Raw genomic sequence first — 21,661 nt, 5'->3', positions numbered from 1 at the left:
CGTTCGGGCCCTGGCGCTGGTGGAACTGCATGGAAAGGAATCGGGAAGACGTGGACCGGGGCGCCGGTCACGCGGGGACCGCGCGGCCCTGGGCATCGAAGAAATGCGCGCGCTCGGTCCGGATGCGCAGGCCGACGGCGTCACCCGGACGCGGCGGCGCGGCATCCGGCGTCAGGCGCACCGCGATCAGCGGCTGATCCGGCGCCCAGCGCGCATGCGCGATCACGGTGTCGCCCAGATGCTCGATGACCTCGATCGACGCGGGCAGGCCCTGCTCCGGCGCGCTCAGCGCGATGTCATTCGCGCGCACGCCCAGCGTGAGCGGGGTCCGGATGGCGGCGCCCGCGGGCGGCCGCACGCCGGCGCGCCGCAGCGGCTCGCCGGGGCCGCCGGCCGCATCGGGCACGGTCAGGAAGTTCATCGTGGGCGTGCCGAGGAAGCCGGCGACGAAGCGGCTCGCCGGCTGCTCGAACAGCGACAGCGGCGTGCCCACCTGCTCGATCCGGCCCGCGTTGAACAGCGCGATGCGGTTGCCCAGCGTCATCGCCTCGACCTGGTCGTGGGTCACGTAGATCATGGTCGTGCCCAGTTCGCGATGCAGGCGCGCCAGCTCCAAGCGCATCTGCACGCGCAGCGCGGCGTCGAGGTTGGACAGCGGCTCGTCGAACAGGAAGACCGAGGGCCGGCGCACGATCGCGCGTCCGATGGCCACGCGCTGGCGCTGGCCGCCGGAGAGCTCGCGCGGCCGGCGCTGCAGCAGCGGACCGATCTGCAGGATCTCCGCGACCTGACCGACGCGCTCGCGCACCTGGGCGCGCGGCAGGCCGGACATCTTGAGCGCGAAGCCCATGTTCTGCTCGACGGTCATGTGCGGGTACAGCGCATAGCTCTGGAACACCATCGCCACGCCGCGCTGCGACGCATCGAGCGCGGCCACGCTGCGCCCGCCGATGCGGACATCGCCGTCGTCGATGTCCTCGAGCCCCGCGATCATGCGCAGCAGCGTCGACTTGCCGCAACCGGACGGCCCGACGAACACGGTGAACTCGCCATCGGCGATGTCCAGGTCGATGCCCTTGAGCACCTCGACGCCGCCGCTGTAGCGCTTGCGCAGGCCGCGCAGTTGCACGTCAGCCATGGGCGGGCTCCTGCGCCGGCGCGGCCGCGTGGCGGCGCGCCTCGGCGATCGTGGCGCTGTACCAGTGCGCGCTGTCCTTCAGCGTGCGCTGCTGCGTCGCGTAGTCCACGTGCACCAGGCCGAAGCGCTTGGCATAGCCCGAGTCCCACTCGTAGTTGTCCATCAGGCTCCAGTAGAAGTAGCCGCGCAGGTCGACGCCGGCGGCCTTGGCTTCGGCCAGCGATTCGAGGTGGCGGCGCACGTAGTCGATGCGCGCGTGGTCGGGCACGCGGCCCTGCTCCAGCGTGTCGGCGTTGGCCATGCCGTTCTCGGTGATGAAGACCGGTGGCAGCGCCGGGTATTGCGCCTTCAGGCCGACGAGCAGCTCGCGCAGGCCGTCGGGGTAGATCTCCCAGCCCATGTCGGTGGCGCCCAGCGCCATCGGCGGCGGCACCTGCGGCTCGCCGCGGCTGGCCCAGATGCGGGCGTAGTAGTTGATGCCCAGGAAGTCCAGCGGCGCCTGGATCAACGCCATGTCGCCGTCCTTCACCTGCGGGTGGTGCGCGATGCCGGGGTCCTGCGGATAGCGGCCATGGAACAGCGGGTCCATGTACCAGCGCACGAAGCGCGCGTACTCGGTGGCGGCCGCGGCCTGGTCCTGCGCGCTCGCGGTCGCCGCGGTGACGCTGGACTGGTTCAGCACGATGCCCAGCGGGCAGGCGGTGCCGCTGGCCCGCATCGCGCTCAGCGCCAGGCCGTGCGACAGCAGCAGGTGGTGCGACACCTGCGCGGCCAGTTGCGGATCGCGCGCGCCCGGCGCGAACTTGCCGATCTCATGCCCCAGCACGGCCGTGCACCAGGGCTCGTTGTGCGTGGCCAGCGAGGCCAGCCGGTCGCCGAGCCGCCGCGCGATCGCGTCGGCATAGATCGCGAAGTGGAAGGCGGTGTCGCGATTGCCCCACCCGCCGCGGTCCTGCAGGTGCTGCGGCAGATCCCAGTGATACAGCGTCGCGTGCGGCGCGATGCCGCGCTCGAGCAGCGCATCGACGAGGCGGTCGTAGAAGTCCAGGCCGCGCTCGTTGAAGGGGCCCTGCCCCAGCGGCTGCACGCGCGGCCAGGCGATGGAGAAGCGGTAGGCGTCGACCCCCAGGCCCGCGATCATCGCGACGTCCTCTCGCCAGCGGCGGTAGTGGTCGCAGGCGACGGCGCCGCTTTCACCATTCACGGTGCGGCCCGGCTCGCTCCCGAAGGTGTCCCAGATCGACGGGCCGCGTCCGTCGACATCGACGGCGCCCTCGATCTGATAGGCGCTCGTCGCGACGCCCCAGGTGAAGGAGTCGCCCAGTTGGCGAAGCGCGAAAGGGGACAGGCGATCGGCGGTCATGGAAGGCGTCGTGCTCATGAGGAAGGGAAGGTTTGACATCGGCGGAAGGAGGCGCGGAGGCGCTGTGGCGCTGTGGCGCTGAAGCGGGCTACTTGACCGCGCCGGCCGTGAGGCCGTCGATCAGGCGCCGCGACGCGACGACGAACAGCAGCAGCAAGGGCAGCACCGCGACCGCGGCACCGGCGCACAGCGCCCCCCAGGGGGTCTGGCCGCTGCCCTGCAGCGCGCGCAGCGCCAGCGGCACGGTGTAGAGGTCCATGTCGCGGATCACCACCAGCGGTCCCATGAAGTTGTTCCAGGATCCGATGAAGGTGATCAGCCCGAGCGTGCCCAGCGCGGGCAAGGTCAGCGGCAGCACGATGCGCCAGAAGATGCCGAACTCGCCGCAGCCATCCAGGCGGGCGGCGTCCACGAGCTCGCGCGGCACCGCGCTGCCGATGTACTGCCGCATCATGAAGATGCCCAGCGCGCCGCAGGCGCCCGGCACGATCAGCGCCTTGTGCTCGTTCAGCCAGCCGAGCCAGGCCATCGTCAGCACGGTCGGCACCATGCCGAGGAAGCCGGGCAGCAGCATCGTGGCCAGCACCACGGCGAAGAGCCGGTCGCGGCCCGGGAAGTCCAGCAGCGCGAAGGCGTGTCCCGCCAGCGAGCACAGCAGCAGGTTCAGCACCGTGACGGCGCCGGCCACGTAGAAGCTCCAGCCCAGGTTGCGCCAGAAGAAGGGCAGCCGCTCGAGCAGCAGCGAGAGGTTGTCGCGCAAGGCATCGCCAAACCACAGCGGCGGCGGCACCGACAGGATCTCCGCGTTGGTGTGGGTCGCGAAGACCATCATCAGATAGAACGGCGCGAACATCAGCAGCGCGCCCGCGATCACGATGGCATGGCCGATCACGCGCGGCAGCGGCCAGCGGCGGCGCCATCCCGAGAGGGGCACGGCCCGGCCGGGGCCGGCCTGGGTGGGAAGCAGGGTTGACATGGCGGTGGTCCTCGCGGCGGGTCAGCGCTGGCGGCCGAGCAGCCGGTTGTTGAGCCAGGTGGCGGCGGCGATGAGCAGGAACAGCAGCCACGCGATCGCGGAGGCGGTGCCGAAGTCGCCATCGGTGAAGGCCACCGTGTACAGGTGCATCGCCACGGTCTTGCCGGCCTGGCCGGAGCCGCCGGTGCCGCTGGTCAGGATGAAGGGCTCCTCGAACAGCTGCAGGCTGCCGATGATCGCGAGCGTCACCGCGAAGAAGATCATCGGCCGCAGCTGCGGCAGCACGATGTGCAGGAAGGTCTGGCGCTCGCTGACGCCATCGACGCGGGCGGCCTCGAAGAGGTCGCGCGGCAGCGTCTGGATCGCCGAGAGGTAGAGCACGGTGTTCCAGCCGACGTAGCGCCAGAACACGACGATTGCGATCATCCAGCGCGTGTTCTCCGCCTGGTCCCAGTCGATCGGCGCGGACGGGAACAGCGCGCCCAGCAGCGGCAGCTCATGCAGCCCGCGCAGCGCGGCGTTGATGGCGCCGAAGTCCTTGGAGAACAGCGCCGAGAACACCAGCGACACGGCCACGGTCGAGGTGATGAAGGGCAGGAAGTACAGCCCCACCACGCCGTTGCGCCAGCGCCGGAAGGCGGTGTGCAGGTAGTAGGCCAGCGGCAGCGCCACCAGGTGCTGCGGCACGCAGCCCGCCAGCGCCAGCCACAGCGTGTTGAAGAGCGAGGCGCGCAGGCCGTCGTCGCGTGTCAGCGCGTAGACGTAGTTGTCCAGCCCGGCCCATTGCATCGCGCCCAGGCCCGCCGACGCGTCCCAGTTGTGCAGCGACAGCACGATGGAGAACAGCAGCGGGAACAGGCCGAAGGCCGCGAACAGCACGAAGAACGGGCTGATGAAGAGGTAGGGCATCCAGCGGCGCGGCATCCGCCAGCGATGGGGCCAGGTGAGTCGACGGGTCATGAACAGGGTCCCTTGCGATGCGGTCAGGCGCGGCGGCGCACGCGGCGCTCGATGGTGGCGCGCGCGTCGGCCAGCGCCTGGTCGATGCGCTTGCGGCGCAGCAGCACCAGATCGAGCTCGGTGCGCACCACTTCATCGGCCACCGGGTCATAGCGGTCGATCGCCAGCGCCGGCGTTCGGCGGGCCGCGTCGCGCCACTGCAGTCGCGCCGGCTGGCCGCCCAGGAAGTCGATCGGCTCGGACAGGAAGCCGTCCTCCTGCGCGGACAGCAGCACGGGAAAGGCGTCGAGCGCGCGGAAGGCCGCCACCTGCTGGTCGCGGTCCAGCGCCAGCAGCTGCAGCAGCTCCCAGGCCAGCGCCTTCTGGCGCGAGTGCACGGGGATCGCGTAGAACGAACCGCCCCATGCCGCCGCCACGCCCTCGGGCAGCGGCGCCGAACGCCACAGACCGGCCGTGCCCGGCGCGATCCAGCGCTTGAGGTGGCCGCCGAGCCAGCAGCCCATCATCTGCGTCGCGATCGCGCCGCGGCGGAAGCCTTCCGACCACTCGTTGCTCCAGGCGCGGACGCCGGCATCGATGCCGCCGTCGCGCGCCCGCAGCGCGAGCTCGAAGGCGCGGCGGAAGCGCTCCGTCTGCACTTGCGTGCGGCCCTGCCGGTCGAAGAACACCCCTTCCCCATCGGCCAATCCAGCCCGGATGCGGATGTCCTTCAGGTCCTGCGCATGGGCCACCAGATAGGCGCCGGTCTTGGCCTTGAGCGCCCGGCCCGCATCGACGAAGCCCGTCCAGGAGCGGGTGAGATCGGCCTCCTGCAATCCGGCGCGAGCCAGCAGATCGTGGCGGTAGAACAGCGCGCCGGGACCGGTGTCCACCGGCAGCGCCTTGAGCTCGCCGCGGCGGTTCACCGCGGCCTGCCACGCGTAGCGGGGGAATCGGGACTCCTGCGAGCGCGCCAGATACGGCGGCCGCGAGAGATCCTCCAGGCCCGCCGAGTCGACGAACTTGCCCATGAAATCCATATCAAGGGCGATCAGGTCCGGGAGCGCGGCGCCCGCGGCGAGCGCCGTCGTCATCGCCGTGTGGTGATCCTTGTGCGAGAGCGTCACCACGTTGACCTCGACACCGGGGTGCCGCCGCGCGAAGGCCGGCAGCGCCAGTTTCAGCGCCTGATCGAGGTCCGGATAGCTCGCGACGGTGAGGCGCACCGGCGCGGCGCTCACCCCGCCGGCAGCGGCGCAGGTCAGCAGCATCAAGGCGTCTCGGCGCCTCAGCGATCTCATGGTCATGCTTGTCGCCGGCGCTTCGTGGGTCCGAAGCGCCGCCTTGTCTCGTTATTCTGAAATCGAATTCACGCAGTCTGCCCGCACAGGAATTGCGTTGTCAACGTTGTCATCGCAGGAATCCGCCTCTCTTCGGGAAGTCCCCTAGCGCCTGGGCGGCCCTGTGTCTCGCGCTCGCCGCGAAATCGTTATCATGCGGCGTTCCGGTCTCCCTGGCGCCGTGGCGCCGCCTCGTTCATGGATTCGAGTTCCCCTCTCTCCCGCCCGAAGTCCGAGCCGGCGACGGTGCAGGACGTCGCCCGGCTGGCCGGCGTCTCGGCCGCGACGGTGTCGCGCATCCTGACGGGCTCGGCGCGTGTGGCCGAAGACAAGCGGCGCGCCGTCGAGGCGGCGATCCAGAAGCTGAAGTTCCGCCCCAACCTCTCGGCCCGCGGCCTGCGCAGCGGCTCCACGCACACCATCGGCGTGCTGACGCAGGAGCTCGAGAGCCCCTACTTCGCCAACGCGGTCAAGGGCGTCGACGAAGGCCTGACCGGCAGCGGCTACACCCCCATCGTCGTGCCGGGCCACTGGAATCCGGACGAGGAGTCGGAGCGCGTCGCGCTGCTGACGGCGCGCAAGGTCGACGCGCTGATCGTGCTGGGCGGGCGGCTGGGCGATGCCCGGCTCGCGGAGCTGGCGCAGCAGTTGCCCGTCGCGATCATCGGCAGGCGCTCGGAGGCGGCGGGGGTGCTGTCGTTCTCGCAGGACCAGGTGGAAGGGGCGCGGCTCGCCACCGCGCACCTGATCGGCCTGGGCCACCGGCGCATCGCGCACATCGCCGGCCCGTCGGCCCAGATCGACGGCCAGGAGCGCAAGGAAGGGTTCATGCTCGCGCATCGCCAGGCGGGGCTGAGCGTCGATCCCGCGCTGATCGTCGAAGGCGACTTCATGGAAGGCGGCGGCATCGCCGCGATGGAGTCGCTGCTGGCCGCCGGACATCCGTTCTCCGCGGTGTTCTGCGCCAACGACCAGTCGCTGTGGGGCGCGAAGCTGGTGCTGCATCGCCGCGGCCTGCGCGTGCCCGAGGACCTCTCGCTGGTGGGCTTCGACGACCTGCCGCAATCGAAGTACATGACGCCGCCGGTCACCGCGGTGCGCCAGCACACCTTCGCGATGGGGCAGGCCGCCGCCTGGGCGATGCTGCACGCGCTGGGCCGCGAGATGGAAGCGCCCGCGCCGGCGGTGCCGGACATCCTGCTCGAAGTGCGCGAGACCACCGGGCCGTGGCGTGATCCCGCCTCCGCGGGCCTGACGGCCTGACGAGCTGATCCGGCCGCGGGCGGCGCGGGTGCTACAGTCCGCGGCCTTGCGCCGCCACGACTCGAGCCGCCGTGCCTGCCTCGCCACCCAAACCACCCTCCGACGCCCCTCCCCGATCGACACGCCGCCGTGGCGACGCGCCGACGCTCGCCGATGTCGCTCGCGCGGCCGGGGTGTCGGACATGGCAGCCTCCTCCGCCCTCAATGGAGGACGCCGCGGATCGGCGCGCGTGTCGGCCGAGACGCGCGAACGCGTGCTGGCCGCGGCCGAGCGGCTCCAGTACCGGCCCAACGCCACCGCGCGCGCCCTGGCCAGCCAGCGCACGAATGCGATCGGCTTCGTCGCCAACTTCCAGGGCGATGAACCCAACCTCTATGTGCTGGAGGTCTTCAGCGGCGTGATCCAGGGCGCGACCGCCGCCGGACAGACCCCGGTGGTCTTCACGCTGAGCGACTGGCAGGAAGCGCGCGTGCGCCTGCCGGCGCTGTGCGACGGCCGCGTCGACGGGCTGGTGCTGCTCGGACCGCGCCTGCCCCCCGACAGCGCCGCCTGGCTGCCGCAGCACACGCCGATGGTCTCCGTCCATGCCGACCATCCACTGGCCGGCGTGGCCAACCTGGAGACGGACGACGAGGCCGGCGCCCACGACATGGTGCGCGAGCTGCTCGCGCGCGGTCATCGCCGCATCCTCCACATCGGCGGGCCGCAGGCCTACGCCGGGGCGAACCGCCGCGTCGACGGCTATCTGCGCGCCCATGCCGAGGCCGGCGTCAAGCCGGCCGCGGGCCACGTGATCCGGGCCCCGCTCAGCATCGAGGGCGGGCGCGAAGCGATGCAGGCGTGGCTCGAGCGCCATCGCGGCCGCCAGTTGCCCGATGCGGTCTTTGGCGGCAACGACGCGATCGCGTTCGGTTGCATCGAGGCGCTGCGCGCCCGCGGCCTGCGCATTCCGGAGGACGTGTCGGTGGTCGGCTACGACCACACGCTGATGGCGCGATCGGTGCAGATGGCCACGATGCGCCAGCCGCTGCATGAGATGGGCCGCCGCGCGGTCGAGTTGCTGCTGGCCCGCATCGAGGCCATCCGTCAGCAGGCACCCCTGCCCGACGCCGCCAACCTGGTCCTGCCGACGGCGATCGTGCCCGGCGTGACGCTGGGCCCGGCGCGATCGGCGCGGGTGCTCGTCACCTGATCCGCCGCGGATCACCGCTGATCGCCCCTGATCCGCGCCTTGGCGCGCACCGCCCGCGTGCGCCGCACCGAGGCGGTGAGGTCTTTCCCCTAGATAGTTCATCCAGTACACAAATTAACATCGCGCTGCCCTGATATAGCGGAATATCACGCGCCCCGAACGGGGCCATCACCAATTCCCATCACGCTCGAGTCCGGAGGAGACAACCGGCCGGGCCCGCCGTTGAAAGGTAGACCCATGACGCCTCGATCCTCGACCCTGCTGCTGGCCCTGGCGGCTGCCGGCGTGTCCTCCGCCATGGCGCAGACCTGCGCGCCGACGCCCATCAAGCCCTTCGTGAATGTCGGCGGCAGCTGGTCGCCGACGGCCTCGGCCACGCTCAAGACCGGCAGCTCGGCCATCCTGGGTCCGCAGCCGATCTCCGGCGGCACCTGGAGCTGGAGCGGCTGCGGCACCGTCGGCGCGTCGCGCGAGCAGACCGTGCAACCCGCGGCCTCCTGCACCGCCACGGCGACCTACACGAACGCGTGCGGCGCCAAGAGCCAGCAGGCGTTCTCGATCAACGTCGGCGCCTGGGCGAGCGTCAAGTTCGGCGGCGGCGGCTACGTGACCGGCCTGGTCTTCCATCCGTCCACCAAGGACGTGCTGTACGCGCGCACCGACGTCGGCGGCGCCTACCGGTGGAACGCGAGCGCCTCCTCGTGGGTGCCCCTGAACGACGGCTTCACCGCGGCCGAGGGCTTCCATCACGGCGTCGAGAGCATCGCGCTCGACCCCACCAACGACCAGCGCGTCTACATGGTCACCGGCATGTCGGCGTCGGCCGACGCCACGGCGCGGCTGTACATCTCGAGCAACCGCGGCAGCACCTGGACCCACGTCAACCTGCCCTTCTCCGCGGGCGGCAACAACAACGGCCGCGCGATCGGCGAGCGCCTGTCGGTCGACCCCAACAACCCGGCGATCCTGTTCTACGCGTCGCGCACGGCCGGGCTCTGGAGGAGCGCCGATTCGGGCCGCACGTGGGCGCAGGTGACGGGGCTGTCCTCGGCGAAGCTGAGCGCGGACCAGATCAACCGCCTGGGCGGCCAGGTGATGGGCGTGGAGCACCTGGTGTTCGACACCTCGACCAAGGGCTCCGGATCGCCGACCTGGATCCTGTGGGCCGCCATCGCACCGGACTACGTCAACGCGGCGGGCCTGAGCTCCAACCTCTACAAGTCGGTGAACGGCGGCGCCACGTGGACGCCGGTCTCGACGCCGGTGTCCGGCTTCCACATCCCGCACATCGTGCGCACCGCCGACGGCGCGCTGTACCTGCTGTTCACCAAGGGCGCCGGCCCGGGCGATGCCGGTCCCGCGCGGCTGTACAAGTTCGACGCCAGCAATGGCAACACCTGGACCCTGCTCAACAGCAACGATGGCGCCGGCTACGGCGGCCTGTCGGTGCAGGGCACCGGCGCCACCGCGCGCATCGCGCTGGGCGTGAGTGGCACCTGGGGCAACTACAGCGGCCAGCAGGTCGTGCAGCTGTCCGACGACGGCGGCCGCAACTGGCGCGAGATCGCCGCCACCATGCCGCATGCGCCGGCCAGCGACGGCTTCTCCGGCTGGATCGACGACGTCGAGATCGATCCCTTCAACCGCGACCGCGTGATGCATGTCTTCGGCGGCGGCATCTGGGAGACGCGCAACGCGTCCTCCTCGACGCCCAGCTGGAACTTCGCGGTCAACGGACTGGAGGAGACCTGCACGCTGAGCCTGGCCACGCCGCCGGCGGGCGCCTCTTACACGCTGATCAACAACTCGGGCGACGTCGGCACCTGGGTCCACACCGATCTGCGCACAACGCCGACGCTGAGCCCGTACAAGCAGTGGAGCAACGGCAACTCCGCCGACATGGCCTGGTCGGATCCCAACTACATCGCCAACGCCAACGTCACCAGCACGTCGAGCGGCCACGCAGGCACCGGCTACTGGTCCGGCGACGGCGGCCGGACTTGGGCAGCGTTCGCGCGGCTGCCCGCCGGTGCCGCGGGCAACATCAACCAGGCTTCCAACCTGGCGGTCACGGCGCGCAACCGTGTCGTCTGGGCTCCGGCCGATTCGGTGCCGTCCTACACCACCGACAACGGCAACAGCTGGATCGCCACCAACCTGCCGGCGCTGCCGGTGGTCGGCGGCGTTCCGCGCAGCTACCGCCTGGTCGCCGATCGCAGGAACCCGAACAAGGTCTATGCCTACGACTCGGGCGGCGCCTGGTGGACCTACACGCAGGCCAAGGTCTACGTGTCGACCGACGGCGGCCACAACTTCGCGCTGAGCCAGGGATCGGTGTCGGCCAACATGCGCTTCGCGCCGTGGGGATCGTCATCGATGGCGGTCAACCCGAACGCCGAAGGCGACCTGTGGGTGGCCGACGGCCTGGGCGTTTATCACTCGGTGGACTCGGGCGCGAGCTGGACCCGGCTCAACGCGTTCGCGCCGATCTGGGGCGGCCGGCAGGACTGGCTCGGGCCCGAAGTGGCGGGCGCCAGCATCGTCGCGCTGGGCAAGGCCAAGCCGGGCTCGACCTACTCGGCCGCGGTCTACGTGGTGGGCGTGATCAACGGCCTCTGGGCGGTCTGGCGCTCCGATGACGGCGGCGCCACCTGGGTGCGCCACAACGACGACGCGCACCAGTACGCCGGCGTGGGCGTGATGGCCGCCGACCAGGGCCTCTACGGACGGATCTACGCCGGCGGCACCTGCCGCGGCGTGGTGTACAGCAACTGATCCACGGGCCCGGCGACGGGCCCCACCTCCTTCTGCGCATGAAGACCATCACCCCCATCGCCGCGGCCCTCCTGGCCCTGGGCCTGCCCAGCGCCCAGGCGGCCGACGCCCTGCTCTCGTCGCCCGACGGACGCATCACGCTGCGCATCGCCGATGACGCCAGCCGCTTCAGCATCAGCCGCCGCGGCGAAACGGTCATCGCCGACTCGCCGCTGGGACTTGAACTCGACGGCCAGCCGCCGCTCGGCGCGCTGTCGCTGGAATCCCGGCAGGACACGCGCGAGGACCGCGTCATCCCGCTCGTGGCCACGAAGGCCGCCGCGGCGCGCGATCGCTACCTCGGCGCGACGCTGGCCTTCCGCGAGGCGGGCAGCGGCCGGCGGCTCTTCATCGAGACGCGCGCCTATGACGACGGCGTCGCCTTCCGCTATCGCCTCGAGGGCCAGGACCCGGTGCGCGTGCGCGCCGAGCGCACCGCCTTCGTGCCGGCCGGCGATCCGTCCTGCCTGGTCACGCCGGTGGAGGGCGCGCATGAACGGCCGTTCGAGCGGCTGCGGATCTCGCAGCTCAAACCCGATGTCGGCTACGACGTGCCGGTGGTCTGCGCCGCGCCATCGGGCCGCACCCATTACGCCATCACGCAGGCGCACCTGGAGGGCTACACCGGGGCCTCGCTGTGGCGTGACGGCGCCGCGCTGCAGGTCCGCCTGTCCGCCGTGCCGGGGCGCAGCGGCCCCGCCGTCGTCTCGGCGTCCGGCCTGACGACCGCGTGGCGCGCCGTCATGATGGCGGACCGCGCTGGTCAGCTCATCGAGTCGCCACTCGTGGGCAACCTCAACCCGCCGCCGCGCGGCGACTTCAGCTGGGTCAAGCCGGGCAAGACCTCGTGGGACTGGTGGTCGGGGCCGCTCGAGGGCGTCAAGCCCGATCTGGCCGCGTACAAGCGCTTCATCGACTTCGCGTCGGAATCGGGCTTCCCGTACCACCTGATGGACGCCGGCTGGGCCTTCGGCACCGGCCCCTGCTGCGACGCGCTGCCCGGCACCGACATCACGCGGGCGGCCGATGGCATCGACATGCCAGCCCTGGTGCGCTACGCCGCGGGCAAGGGCGTGGGCCTGCTGCTGTGGGTGCACTGGGAGCACCTGGCGCCGCGCATGGACGAGGTGCTCGACACCTACGCGCGATGGGGCATCAAGGGCATCAAGGTCGACTTCATGAACCGCGACGACCAGGACATGGTGGCCTTCTACCAGCGCCTGGCCGAGGCCACCGCACGCCGCCACCTGCTGCTGGACCTGCATGGCGCCTACGTGCCCGCCGGCCTGCAGCGCAGCTATCCCAACTTCATCACCCAGGAAGGCGTGCTGGGCGCCGAGTGGAACAAGATGGACCGGCGCATCACGCCGCAGCACAACCTGATGCTGCCCTACACCCGCATGCTGGCCGGTCCGATGGATTACACGCCGGGTGGCTTCCGCAACGCCACGCCGCGGGACTTCGAGGTCCGCGCCGTGATGCCGCAGACGCAGACCACGCGCGGCCAGGCGCTGGCCATGTTCGTGGTCTACGACAGCCCACTGCAGATGGTCTCCGACGATCCGTCCAACTACCGCGGCGAGCCGGGCTTCGACTTCGTGCGGCGCGTGCCCACGGCCTGGGACGAGACGCGCTTCCTCGATGGCGAGCCGGGTCAGGACATCGTGCTGGCGCGGCGCAGCGGCAAGACCTGGTTCATCGGCGCGATGACGGCCGATCGCGCGCAGGTCAAGACGGTGAAGCTGGACTTCCTGCCGCCAGGACGCTGGCGCGCGACGATCTGGCAGGACGGCGAGGTCGCGCGCGAGGTCCGCCGCAGCGCGCGGCAGCTGACCCGCGCCGACACGCTGAGCCTGGCGCTGGCCGCCGCGGGCGGCGCCGCGGTGATGCTGGAGCCGGCGCCTTGAGCGCGCGTGCGGCCGGGAATGCCGATGAACACGGGGGAGTGCCGACATGAGACGCCGTGACGTGTTCGGGCTGATGGCGCTGGCCTCGGCCGGCCCGCTGGCGACCGCGGCGAGTGCCGCCAGCGCTGCTGCCAACGCGGCGCCGCTGCCCTCCGCGCTCGACGCGGCGGGGCAGTTGCGCGCGCTGCCGATGGACGGTCCGGCGGACGGCTTCCATTGGCGGCGCGTCGCCGAGGGCGTGCAGTTCCGCGTCGACGGCCTGACCAAGGGCGTGCTGTTCTACGGTCCGGGTCTGGTGCGGGTCACCGCGCACCTGGGCGTGGCGCATACCGCTCAGCCCAGCCTGGCGGTCGTGGCCAGGCCGCGACCCGTTGCGCTGGACGTGCGCGATCAGGCGGACCGCCTCGAGCTCATCGGACCGGGGCTCCAGGTCAGCGTGGACAAGCGCAGCGGCGCGCTGAGCTTCCTGGACGGCGAGGGCCGGCTGCTGACGCGCGAGCGCGATCGCGTGCCGACCGAGCTGCGGCAGGTCGAGATCGCCGGCGCTCCGAGCTACACGCTCGCGCAGCACTTCAGCCTGACGCCCGACGAATCGCTGTACGGCCTGGGCCAGTACAACGAGCCCTACATGGACTACCGCGGCCGCGAGGTCCTGATGGTGCAGACCAACATCGGCATCGTCGTGCCGTTCATGGTGTCGACGCGTCGCTGGGGCCTGCTGTGGGACGTCTACTCGAAGATGAACTTCAGCGACGGGCCGGACGGCGCCACCTTCCGCGCCGAGAGCGCGCCCGCGGGCGCCGACTACTACCTGGTCGCCGGTGGCGACATGGACGGCGTGATCGCAGGCTATCGCGCGCTGACCGGCGCCGCGCCGATGTTCCCCAAGTCCGCGTTCGGGCTCTTCATGAGCAAGGAGCGCTACCAGACCCAGCAGCAGTTGCTGGACGTGGTGCGGCACTTCCGCGCCGACGGCTTCCCGCTCGACACCATCGTCCAGGACTGGCAGTACTGGGGCGGCGAGAAGGACGGCGTCTGGGACGGCAAGTGGAGCGGCATGGTCTGGGACCGCGAGCGCTTTCCCGATCCCGCCGCCATGACGCGCGAGCTGCACGGGCCGCTGCACGCGCGGCTGATGGTGTCGATCTGGCCGTCGGTGGGCAATGACACGGCGCTGGCGCGCGAGCTCGACGCGCAGCATCTGCGCTTCGAGCCGCTGCACTGGATCTCCAAGCGCGCGCGCATCTATGACGCGTTCAGCGCCACGGGCCGCCGCATCTACTTCAAGCACGTCAAGCAGGGGCTGCTGGACGTCGGCGTGGACGCGCTGTGGATGGACGGCACCGAGGTCGAGGTCGGCGGCGCGGCCCACGATCCGGCCGAGGTCGAGGCCGACATCAAGCGCCTGGGCCGCAACGCGATGGGCGACTTCACGCGCTACCTGAACGTCTACAGCCTGCTGACCACCCGCGGCGTCTACGAAGGCCAGCGCGCGGCGGGCCCATCGGGCCGGCGCGTGTTCACGCTGACGCGCTCGGCCTGGGCCGGCCAGCAGCGCTACGCCGCCCTGCCCTGGTCGGGCGACACGGAGTCCAGCTGGGCCTCGCTGCGCGCGCAGATCGCCGGGGGATTGAACGTCGCGATGGCCGGGCTCCCCTATTGGTCGCAGGACACCGGCGGCTTCTTCGTGAACTTCGCCGAGGGCGAGCGCAACCCGGCCTGGCGCGAGCTCTACGCGCGCTGGAACCAGTTCGGCATCTTCAATCCGATCTACCGCATCCACGGCACCTCGGTCGAGCGCGAGCCCTACCTGTTCAAGACGCTCGATCCGGCGGTGTACGCGTCGCTGCGCCGCGCCGCCGAGCTGCGCTACCGGCTGCTGCCCTACATCTACAGCCTGGCCTGGCGGGCCACGCAGGAGGGCTATCTGATGATGCGCGGCCTGGCGATGGACTTCCCGGATCAGACCGCGCTGCGCAAGGTCGATGACACCTACATGTTTGGCCCGGCCTTCCTGGTGCAGCCGATCACCCGGCCCATGTTCCATGCGGTGCTGCCGCCGCCCGCGACCGTGCCGCCGGGGCAGTTGCGCACGCCGGACGGGGAGCGCGGCCTGCTGCTCGAGTACTTCGACGGCATGAACTTCGAGCGGCCGGCCAGCCGCACGATCGACACGGTGATCGAGCATCGCTGGCCCGATCCGCCGCTGGGCAGCGTGCCGCCGGGCCTGGGCGGACTGATGCGCTTCTCGGCGCGCTGGACGGGCGAGCTGATCGCGGCGGAAAGCGGCGAGCATGAGATCGGCGTCGAGGGCGACGACGGCTTCCGGCTGTGGCTGGACGACGAACTGGTCGTCGACGACTGGAACCTCGGCCCCCCGCGCTTCAAGGGCCATCGCCTGATGCTGCGCGCCGGTCAGCGGCTGAAACTGCGCATCGACTACTTCCAGGAAACGCGCGGCCGGCTGTTGCGGCTGGCATGGCGCACGCCGGCCCAGGCGCGCGAGTTGGCCGAGCTGCAAGGCCGGCTGGATCGCCAGCAGCAGACGCTGCTGCCCGCGGGCTGCGGCTGGTTCGACTTCTGGACCGGCCAGCGCCACGCGGGCGGCGGCCGCGCCGTACGCGACTACGCGCTGGACGAGTTTCCGCTGTTCGTGCGCGCGGGCGCCATCGTGCCGATGGGCCCGGTCATCGAGCACACCGGGCAGGACACCGGCGCGCCGTGGGAGATCCGCGTCTATCCCGGCGCCGACGGGCGCTTCGTCCTGTACGAGGACGACGGCGAGACCTACCGCCATGAACGCGGCGAGCGCGCCACCGTCGCGCTGCGCTGGGACGATGCCCGCCGCACGCTGCACATCGGCGCCCGCGAGGGGCGCTTCCCTGGCCTGGTCACGCGGCGCGAATGGCGCGTGCGCGTGATGGCCGATGCCGATCGGGCCGAACAGACCCGGACCTTGCGCTATCAGGGCCAGGCCCTGGCGCTGACCGTCGACGCCACTTCCCTCTCTCCATGAAGAAGACTGCCCTTCCCCTGATCCTGGCCCTGGCGGCCGCGACCGCCCAGGCCGACGTGCGCCTGTCCGAGGTCTTTGGTGAGCACATGGTGCTGCAACGCGACCGTCCCTTGCAGGTCTGGGGCCAGGCTACGCCTGGCCGCTCGCTGACCGTGACGCTGGGCGGCCGCGAAGCCACCACCCGCGTCGGCGCGGACGGCCGCTGGCGCGTGCAGCTGGATCCGCTGCCGGCCGGCGGCCCGCATCGGCTGCAGGTGAGCGGCGACCAGACCGTCACGCTGCAGGACGTGCTGATCGGTGACGTCTGGCTGCTCGGCGGCCAGTCCAACATGGAGTGGCCGCTGGCGCAGACGGACACCGGTCCGCAGGAAGTGGCCTCGCCGCAGGATGCGCGGCTGCGCCATCTGCGCGTGCCGCTGCGGGCCAGCGTGCGGCCGGAGGCGGAGATCGCGCCGGCGCCCTGGGTCGTCGCCGAGCCGGGCCGCGTGGGCGAGTTCAGCGCCGTCGGTTATCACTTCGCGCGCCGCATGCAGGCGGTGCAAGGCATCCCCATCGGCCTGATCGACACGGCCTGGGGCGGGTCGATGCTCGAGACCTGGATGAGCCGCGCCGCCGCGTTGCGCGACGCGGACCTGGCGCCGGCCGTGCGGGCGCTGCCCGCGGACAACGCCGCCTTCAGCGCCGCGCTGGGCCAGCGCCTGCAGCGCCGCGTGGCGGCCTGGCAGCCGGGCTTGCCGCTCGACGGCGCGGACGCCTCCGGCTGGAGCGCGGCTGCCGACCTCGACCAGAAGTGGCCCACGCTGCAGGCGCCGGGCCTCTGGGAGGGGCAAGGTTTGGCCGATCTCGACGGCATCGTGTGGATGCGCAAGCGCGTCGAACTGAGCGCGGCGCAGGCAGCCGGCGCGGCCGAGCTGCATCTGGCCAAGGTCGACGATTGCGACGAGGTCTGGATCAACGGCCAGCGCATCGGCGGCCAGTGCGGCTGGGAGCTGCCCCGCCGCTATGCCGTGCCCGCCGGTGTGCTGCGCGCGGGCGCCAACTGGATCGCCGTGCGCGTGACCGACAACGGCGGCGGCGGCGGCATCCACGGCGATGCCGCCGACCTGCGCCTGGACACGGCGGCTGGTGCCGTGACGCTGGCTGGCGCGTGGCGCGCCCGCGTCGAGAAGGTCGCACCGCCCGCCGGACCGGTCGCCAACAACGCGCCCTCGCTCGGCCACAACGGTCTGATCGCGCCGCTGCAGGGACTGTCGGTGCGCGGGGTGCTCTGGTACCAGGGCGAGGAGAACGCGGGACGCGCCGCGGCCTATGCCGACGGCTTCAAGCGCCTGATCCAGGACTGGCGCCAGCAGTTCGGCGACCCGGACCTGCCCTTCCTCTTCGTGCAGCTCGCCGCCTGGCGGCCGCTGGCGGACAACCGGCCCGACGGCAACGGCTTCGCCGAACTGCGCGGCAGCCAGGCCGCCGCGCTCGCCCTGCCGCACACCGGCATGGCCACGGCGATCGACATCGGCGACGCGGTCGACATCCATCCGCGCAACAAGCGCACCGTCGGCGAACGGCTGGCAGCGGTGGCGATGCATGAACTCGGCCTGCGCGCCACGCCGGCCTCGGGCCCGCGCCTGATCGGGGGCCAGGCGCGCGGCGCGGAGTTCGAACTGCGCTTCGACCGTGTCGAAGGCGGCCTGCGCACCGCGCGTGCCGGCGAGCCGCTGCGCGGCTTCTACGTGGCCGGCGCCGACCGCCGCTGGGAGCCCGCGCAGGCCCGCTTCGACGGCGATCGCATCGTGCTGCGCAGCAGTGCCGTCGCCGCGCCGGTGGCGGCGCGCTATGCGTGGGTCGACAACCCGAGCGAAGCCAACATCGTCGGCGGCGATGGCCTGCCGCTCCCGCCGCTGCGCACCGACGACTGGCCACTCGCCTCGACAGGCCGCCGCTATGGACGCTGACGCCCCTGCGACCCTGCCCTCTTCTGTCCTCTTCTGAATACACCCAAGGACTTCCCTGATGCATGCCCTCCTTCGACGCGCCGCGCCGGCGCTCGCCCTGATCGCCCTGATCACAGGCGTCGCCACGGCTCCCGCGCAAGCCCATGAGACCCTCAAGCTCGACGCCCCCAAGCCCGCCATCGCGCCGACACCGCCGATGGGCTGGAACTCCTGGAACAAGTTCGGCTGCAACGTCAGCGAGCAGTTGATCCGCCAGCAGGCCGATGCCATGGCGGCCTCCGGCATGAAGGACGCCGGCTACCGCTACATCGTCATCGACGACTGCTGGCAGAAGAGCCGGGATGCCGACGGCAACATCCAGGCCGATCCCGAGCGCTTCCCGTCGGGCATCAAGGCGCTGGCCGATTACGTTCACGCCAAGGGCCTGAAGTTCGGGCTCTATTCCGATGCCGGCTCGCTGACCTGCGGTGGCCGTCCCGGCAGCGCGGGCCACGAGTTCCAGGACGCGCGCCAGTACGCGCGCTGGGGCGTCGACTACCTGAAGTACGACTGGTGCCACACCGGTCCGCGCAACGCGGAGGCCGCCTACACCATCATGGCCAAGGCGCTGCGGGAGTCGGGGCGCGACATCGTGCTGTCCATCTGCGAATGGGGCACCGATCATCCCGAGCGCTGGGGCCCGGTCGTGGGCCACCTGTGGCGCACCACGGGCGACATCTTCGACGCCTGGGAAGGCAAGAAGGACTGGTCGCACGGCATGACCGACATCCTGGACATGCAGGTCGAGCGCGCGCCGCATGCCGGCCCCAACGGCTGGAACGACCCCGACATGCTGGAGGTCGGCAACGGCGGCATGAGCACCACCGAGTACGAGTCCCACTTCTCGCTGTGGGCCATGCTGGCCGCGCCGCTGATCGCCGGCAACGACCTGTCGAAGATGGACGCGGACACGCGCCGCATCCTGACCAATGCCGACGTCATCGCCGTCGACCAGGACCCGCTGGGCCGGCAGGGACAGCGCCTGTGGAAGCAGGGCGAGCTCGAGATCTGGGCCCGCCCGCTCAAGGACGGCGATCACGCCGTGGTGCTGTTCAACCGCGGCCGCGCGCCGGCCGACATGCGCGTGGACTGGAACCTGCTCCAGTGGCCCGCCGATCGCAAGGCCGACGTGAAGGACCTGTGGAGCAAGCGCGTCGCCAAGGGCGTGAGCAAGGGCTACGGCGGCACCGTCGCGCCGCACGGCGTGATCATGCTGCGGCTCACGCCGGCGCCTTGAAGTCGTCAAGCAGTCAAGCAGTTGAAGTCGTTGGAGCAGTGTGATGGTTGAAGCAGTAAAGATGGCGAAGCCCGCAGCGGAATCGGCCACGATCGACGGAGCGCCCGATCCCCGGCGCCGCCTGTTGACCTTTGGCGCGGGCCTGCTGCCCGTGCTCCCGCTGCTTCCGGGATGCGGCGGCGGCCCCACCAGCGAAGCGGGCACGCCCGTCGTGGGGACCGCCGCGGACAAGGGCGCGCCGGAATTCGTTGTGCCGTCGCCGCCAGAAGCCGATCCTCCGGCTGCGCCTCCCGGCGCGCCGCCTGCACCCGTGCCTGCGCCAGCGCCCGTGCCGCCAACGGCGCCGGCGCCATCGCCCACACCGGCTCCACCGCCGACGCCGACGTCGACGCCGTCGCCGTCGCCGTCGCCGTCGCCGTCGCCCGGGCCTGCCCCCGCGCCGGCTCCATCGCCGGCTCCATCGCCGGCACCGGCTCCATCGCCTGCACCGGCACCCGCGCCTGTGCAGGCGCCGGCGCCGGCGCTGCTCCACACCCAGGCCGACTTCCTGCGGATGCACGACAAGGTCGCCACGGCGCTGCAGCCGTGGCTGGGCGGGTGGAACCAGTTCCTGGGCGCGCGCAGATCCGATCTGGGCGCCACGCCCAGGCCGCTCCCGGTCGTCATACGCGGCGTCGACGGCCAGAACTATGGCGCCATGATCGTCGACATGATGCGTGCCTATCACCTCGCGGTTCGATGGAAGATCACCGGAGACCGGGCATACGCCAACGACGCCGTGAAGTTCCTCAACGCCTGGGCGGTCACGCTCAAGGAGCTCGGCGGCAACTCCAACCTGTTCCTGGCCTCGGGGCTGTATGGCAATCAGTGGGCCAACGCGGCGGAGATCATGCGCAGCTACGACGGCTGGGCGAAGGAGGACATCGCGCGGTTCCAGGACATGCTGCTCAAGGTCTTCTACTCGCGCTGCCATGATTTCCTGACCAACCACAACGGGACCGAGACGCGAAAGGTCACCCATTACTGGGCCAACTGGGACCTGGCGAATCTGTGCGGCATGTATGCCATCGGCGTGGCTTGCGAGCGTCCCGACATCGCCGCGGAAGCCGTGCGTTACTACAAGACGGGCCGGGGCAACGGCGCGATCAGCAACAGCGTCTACTACCTGCACCCCGGCTACCTGGGCCAATGGCAGGAAAGCCACCGCGATCAGGGACACTCGACCCTCGGGATCGCGCTGGCGGGCATGCTGTGCGAGATGGCCTGGAACCAGGGCGAGGACCTCTATGGCCTTTGGAACAACCGGCTGCTGGCGGGGGCGGAATACGTCGCCAAGACCAATCTCAGCGATGCCAATGGCACACCGTACGTGATGCCGTTCGCGCCCTACAACGGGGTCTGGGGCGTGGGCACCGCGGCCGCCGGCAGTGGCAGCCGGCGCCCGTGCTGGGAGCTGATCCTCAACCACTATGTCGGCCGCAAGGGCTTGTCGGCGCCATGGACGCAGGCCATGGTCGACCAGGTCCGGCCGGAGCGCAGCGATGGCGGCGATTCCGTGGGCCTGGGCACGCTGTTCTTCCTTCGAGACCCCGCGCCCGCCGCCCGGCCTTCCGGCTTGAGCGCCCACCTCAGCGACGGCAAGGTGCAGCTCTCGTGGTGGGGCTGCGCCGACGCGACGCAGTATCTGGTCCAGCGGGCGAGTTCTCCCGACGGCCCGTTCACGAGCGTCGCCCGGGTCAGCGATCCCCGCACCTGCAGCGACGCGCCGGGCCAGGGCGTCTGGCACTACCGGATCAGCGCGGTCACACCGCTGGGCGAGCGCATCGGCGTGGACGTCGTGCGCGTGGCCGTCCCGGGCGAGCTCTGGCTGCATCTGCCGCTGAACGGCAGCGCCAATGACGCCAGCGGCCGCGGCCTGCACGGCCAGTTGGTGAACGGCGCGAGCTGGGGCACGGGCGGCCGCGATGGCACCACCTGCCTGCAGCTCGATGGCCGCACCGGGCATGTGCGCCTGCCTGACGGTGCCGTGTCGACGCTCGGCGACTTCACGCTCGCCGTGTGGGTGTACTGGGAGACCAGCGCGATCAACGCGCGGATCTTCGATTTCGGCTCGAACGACGTGGCCTACCTCGCCTTGACGCCGCGCGATGGCGCCACGCCGAACCAGATGCGCGTGCTGGCCTCGCGCAACCAGTTCTGGACCGAGCAACCGCTGAGCGCGCCGGTGCTGCCCACCGGCCGCTGGGTGCACGTGGCCGTCACGCTGGCCGGCACCGTGGGCACGATCTACGTCGACGGCGCGCCGGCCGGCAGCCACGACGGCATCTGGATGGCGCCGAACCAGTTCGGCCAGACGACGCAGACCTGGCTGGGCCGCTCGCAGTACGGCGGCGACCCCTTCTTCAAGGGGCGCATGCAGGACCTGCGGATCTACAGCGGGGCGCTGACGCCGGCCGCGATCGCCCAGCTCGCACGCTGACGGACCCG

13 protein-coding genes are annotated in these 21,661 nt (G+C 71.3%); 8 read left to right on the top strand and 5 right to left on the bottom strand.

The genetic code is table 11. The annotated features are described in order from the left end of the window. Window positions 1-67: 67 nt before the first annotated feature. The 5 genes from ugpC to ABDW61_RS15870 all read right to left on the bottom strand — a co-directional run bounded on the left by ugpC (window position 68) and on the right by ABDW61_RS15870 (window position 5,687). Window positions 68-1,138, bottom strand: a complete 1,071-nt coding sequence (gene ugpC, locus ABDW61_RS15890; protein WP_343639999.1) for a sn-glycerol-3-phosphate ABC transporter ATP-binding protein UgpC — start codon at window positions 1,136-1,138, stop codon at window positions 68-70. Beyond that, the gene (locus ABDW61_RS15885) at window positions 1,131-2,501 is read right to left on the bottom strand and encodes a GH1 family beta-glucosidase (RefSeq protein ID WP_343639997.1); all 1,371 of its coding nucleotides are present in this window, start codon (window positions 2,499-2,501) and stop codon (window positions 1,131-1,133) included. Before ABDW61_RS15885 ends, ugpC begins: the two co-directional genes overlap by 8 nt. An 88-nt stretch (window positions 2,502-2,589) precedes the next feature. Next, window positions 2,590-3,477 carry a carbohydrate ABC transporter permease gene (locus tag ABDW61_RS15880; protein ID WP_343639995.1) on the bottom strand — a complete coding sequence of 296 codons (888 nt, stop codon included), beginning with the start codon at window positions 3,475-3,477 and terminating at the stop codon, window positions 2,590-2,592. 21 nt (window positions 3,478-3,498) lie between these two features. Beyond that, the gene (locus ABDW61_RS15875; protein WP_343639992.1) at window positions 3,499-4,437 is read right to left on the bottom strand and encodes a sugar ABC transporter permease; all 939 of its coding nucleotides are present in this window, start codon (window positions 4,435-4,437) and stop codon (window positions 3,499-3,501) included. A gap of 23 nt (window positions 4,438-4,460) precedes the next feature. Beyond that, window positions 4,461-5,687: an ABC transporter substrate-binding protein gene (locus tag ABDW61_RS15870; RefSeq protein ID WP_343639990.1), complete on the bottom strand. Its 1,227-nt coding sequence runs from the start codon at window positions 5,685-5,687 to the stop codon at window positions 4,461-4,463. Between the two features lie 267 nt (window positions 5,688-5,954). On the opposite strand from ABDW61_RS15870, the gene ABDW61_RS15865 reads away from it, so the two are divergent. The 8 genes from ABDW61_RS15865 to ABDW61_RS15830 all read left to right on the top strand — a co-directional run bounded on the left by ABDW61_RS15865 (window position 5,955) and on the right by ABDW61_RS15830 (window position 21,653). Continuing rightward, window positions 5,955-7,019, top strand: coding sequence for a LacI family DNA-binding transcriptional regulator (locus ABDW61_RS15865; RefSeq protein WP_343639988.1), 1,065 nt, complete (start codon window positions 5,955-5,957; stop codon window positions 7,017-7,019). 71 nt (window positions 7,020-7,090) lie between these two features. Continuing rightward, entirely contained in the window at window positions 7,091-8,212 is a 1,122-nt protein-coding gene (locus ABDW61_RS15860) for a LacI family DNA-binding transcriptional regulator (RefSeq protein WP_343639987.1), read from the top strand. Between the two features lie 237 nt (window positions 8,213-8,449). Next, the gene (locus ABDW61_RS15855; protein WP_343639986.1) at window positions 8,450-10,987 is read left to right on the top strand and encodes a dockerin; all 2,538 of its coding nucleotides are present in this window, start codon (window positions 8,450-8,452) and stop codon (window positions 10,985-10,987) included. 38 nt (window positions 10,988-11,025) lie between these two features. Next, on the top strand, window positions 11,026-12,933 hold the full coding sequence (locus ABDW61_RS15850) for a glycoside hydrolase family 97 protein (RefSeq protein WP_343639985.1): 1,908 nt from the start codon (window positions 11,026-11,028) through the stop codon (window positions 12,931-12,933). Between the two features lie 46 nt (window positions 12,934-12,979). Continuing rightward, a complete protein-coding gene (locus ABDW61_RS15845; protein ID WP_343639984.1) occupies window positions 12,980-15,949 on the top strand; it encodes a TIM-barrel domain-containing protein in 2,970 nt (989 codons plus the stop codon). Next, window positions 15,946-17,898, top strand: a complete 1,953-nt coding sequence (locus ABDW61_RS15840; RefSeq protein WP_343639982.1) for a sialate O-acetylesterase — start codon at window positions 15,946-15,948, stop codon at window positions 17,896-17,898. The genes ABDW61_RS15845 and ABDW61_RS15840 overlap by 4 nt, the downstream gene beginning before the upstream one ends. A 58-nt stretch (window positions 17,899-17,956) precedes the next feature. Next, window positions 17,957-19,174, top strand: coding sequence for a glycoside hydrolase family 27 protein (locus tag ABDW61_RS15835; protein WP_343639981.1), 1,218 nt, complete (start codon window positions 17,957-17,959; stop codon window positions 19,172-19,174). 502 nt (window positions 19,175-19,676) lie between these two features. Beyond that, the gene (locus tag ABDW61_RS15830; protein ID WP_343639980.1) at window positions 19,677-21,653 is read left to right on the top strand and encodes a LamG-like jellyroll fold domain-containing protein; all 1,977 of its coding nucleotides are present in this window, start codon (window positions 19,677-19,679) and stop codon (window positions 21,651-21,653) included. Window positions 21,654-21,661: the final 8 nt, after the last annotated feature.

The sequence above is a fragment of the Roseateles sp. genome, from assembly GCF_039595595.1.
Taxonomy (GTDB): domain Bacteria; phylum Pseudomonadota; class Gammaproteobacteria; order Burkholderiales; family Burkholderiaceae_C; genus Roseateles.
This window is presented reverse-complemented; position numbering and strand designations above follow the sequence as displayed.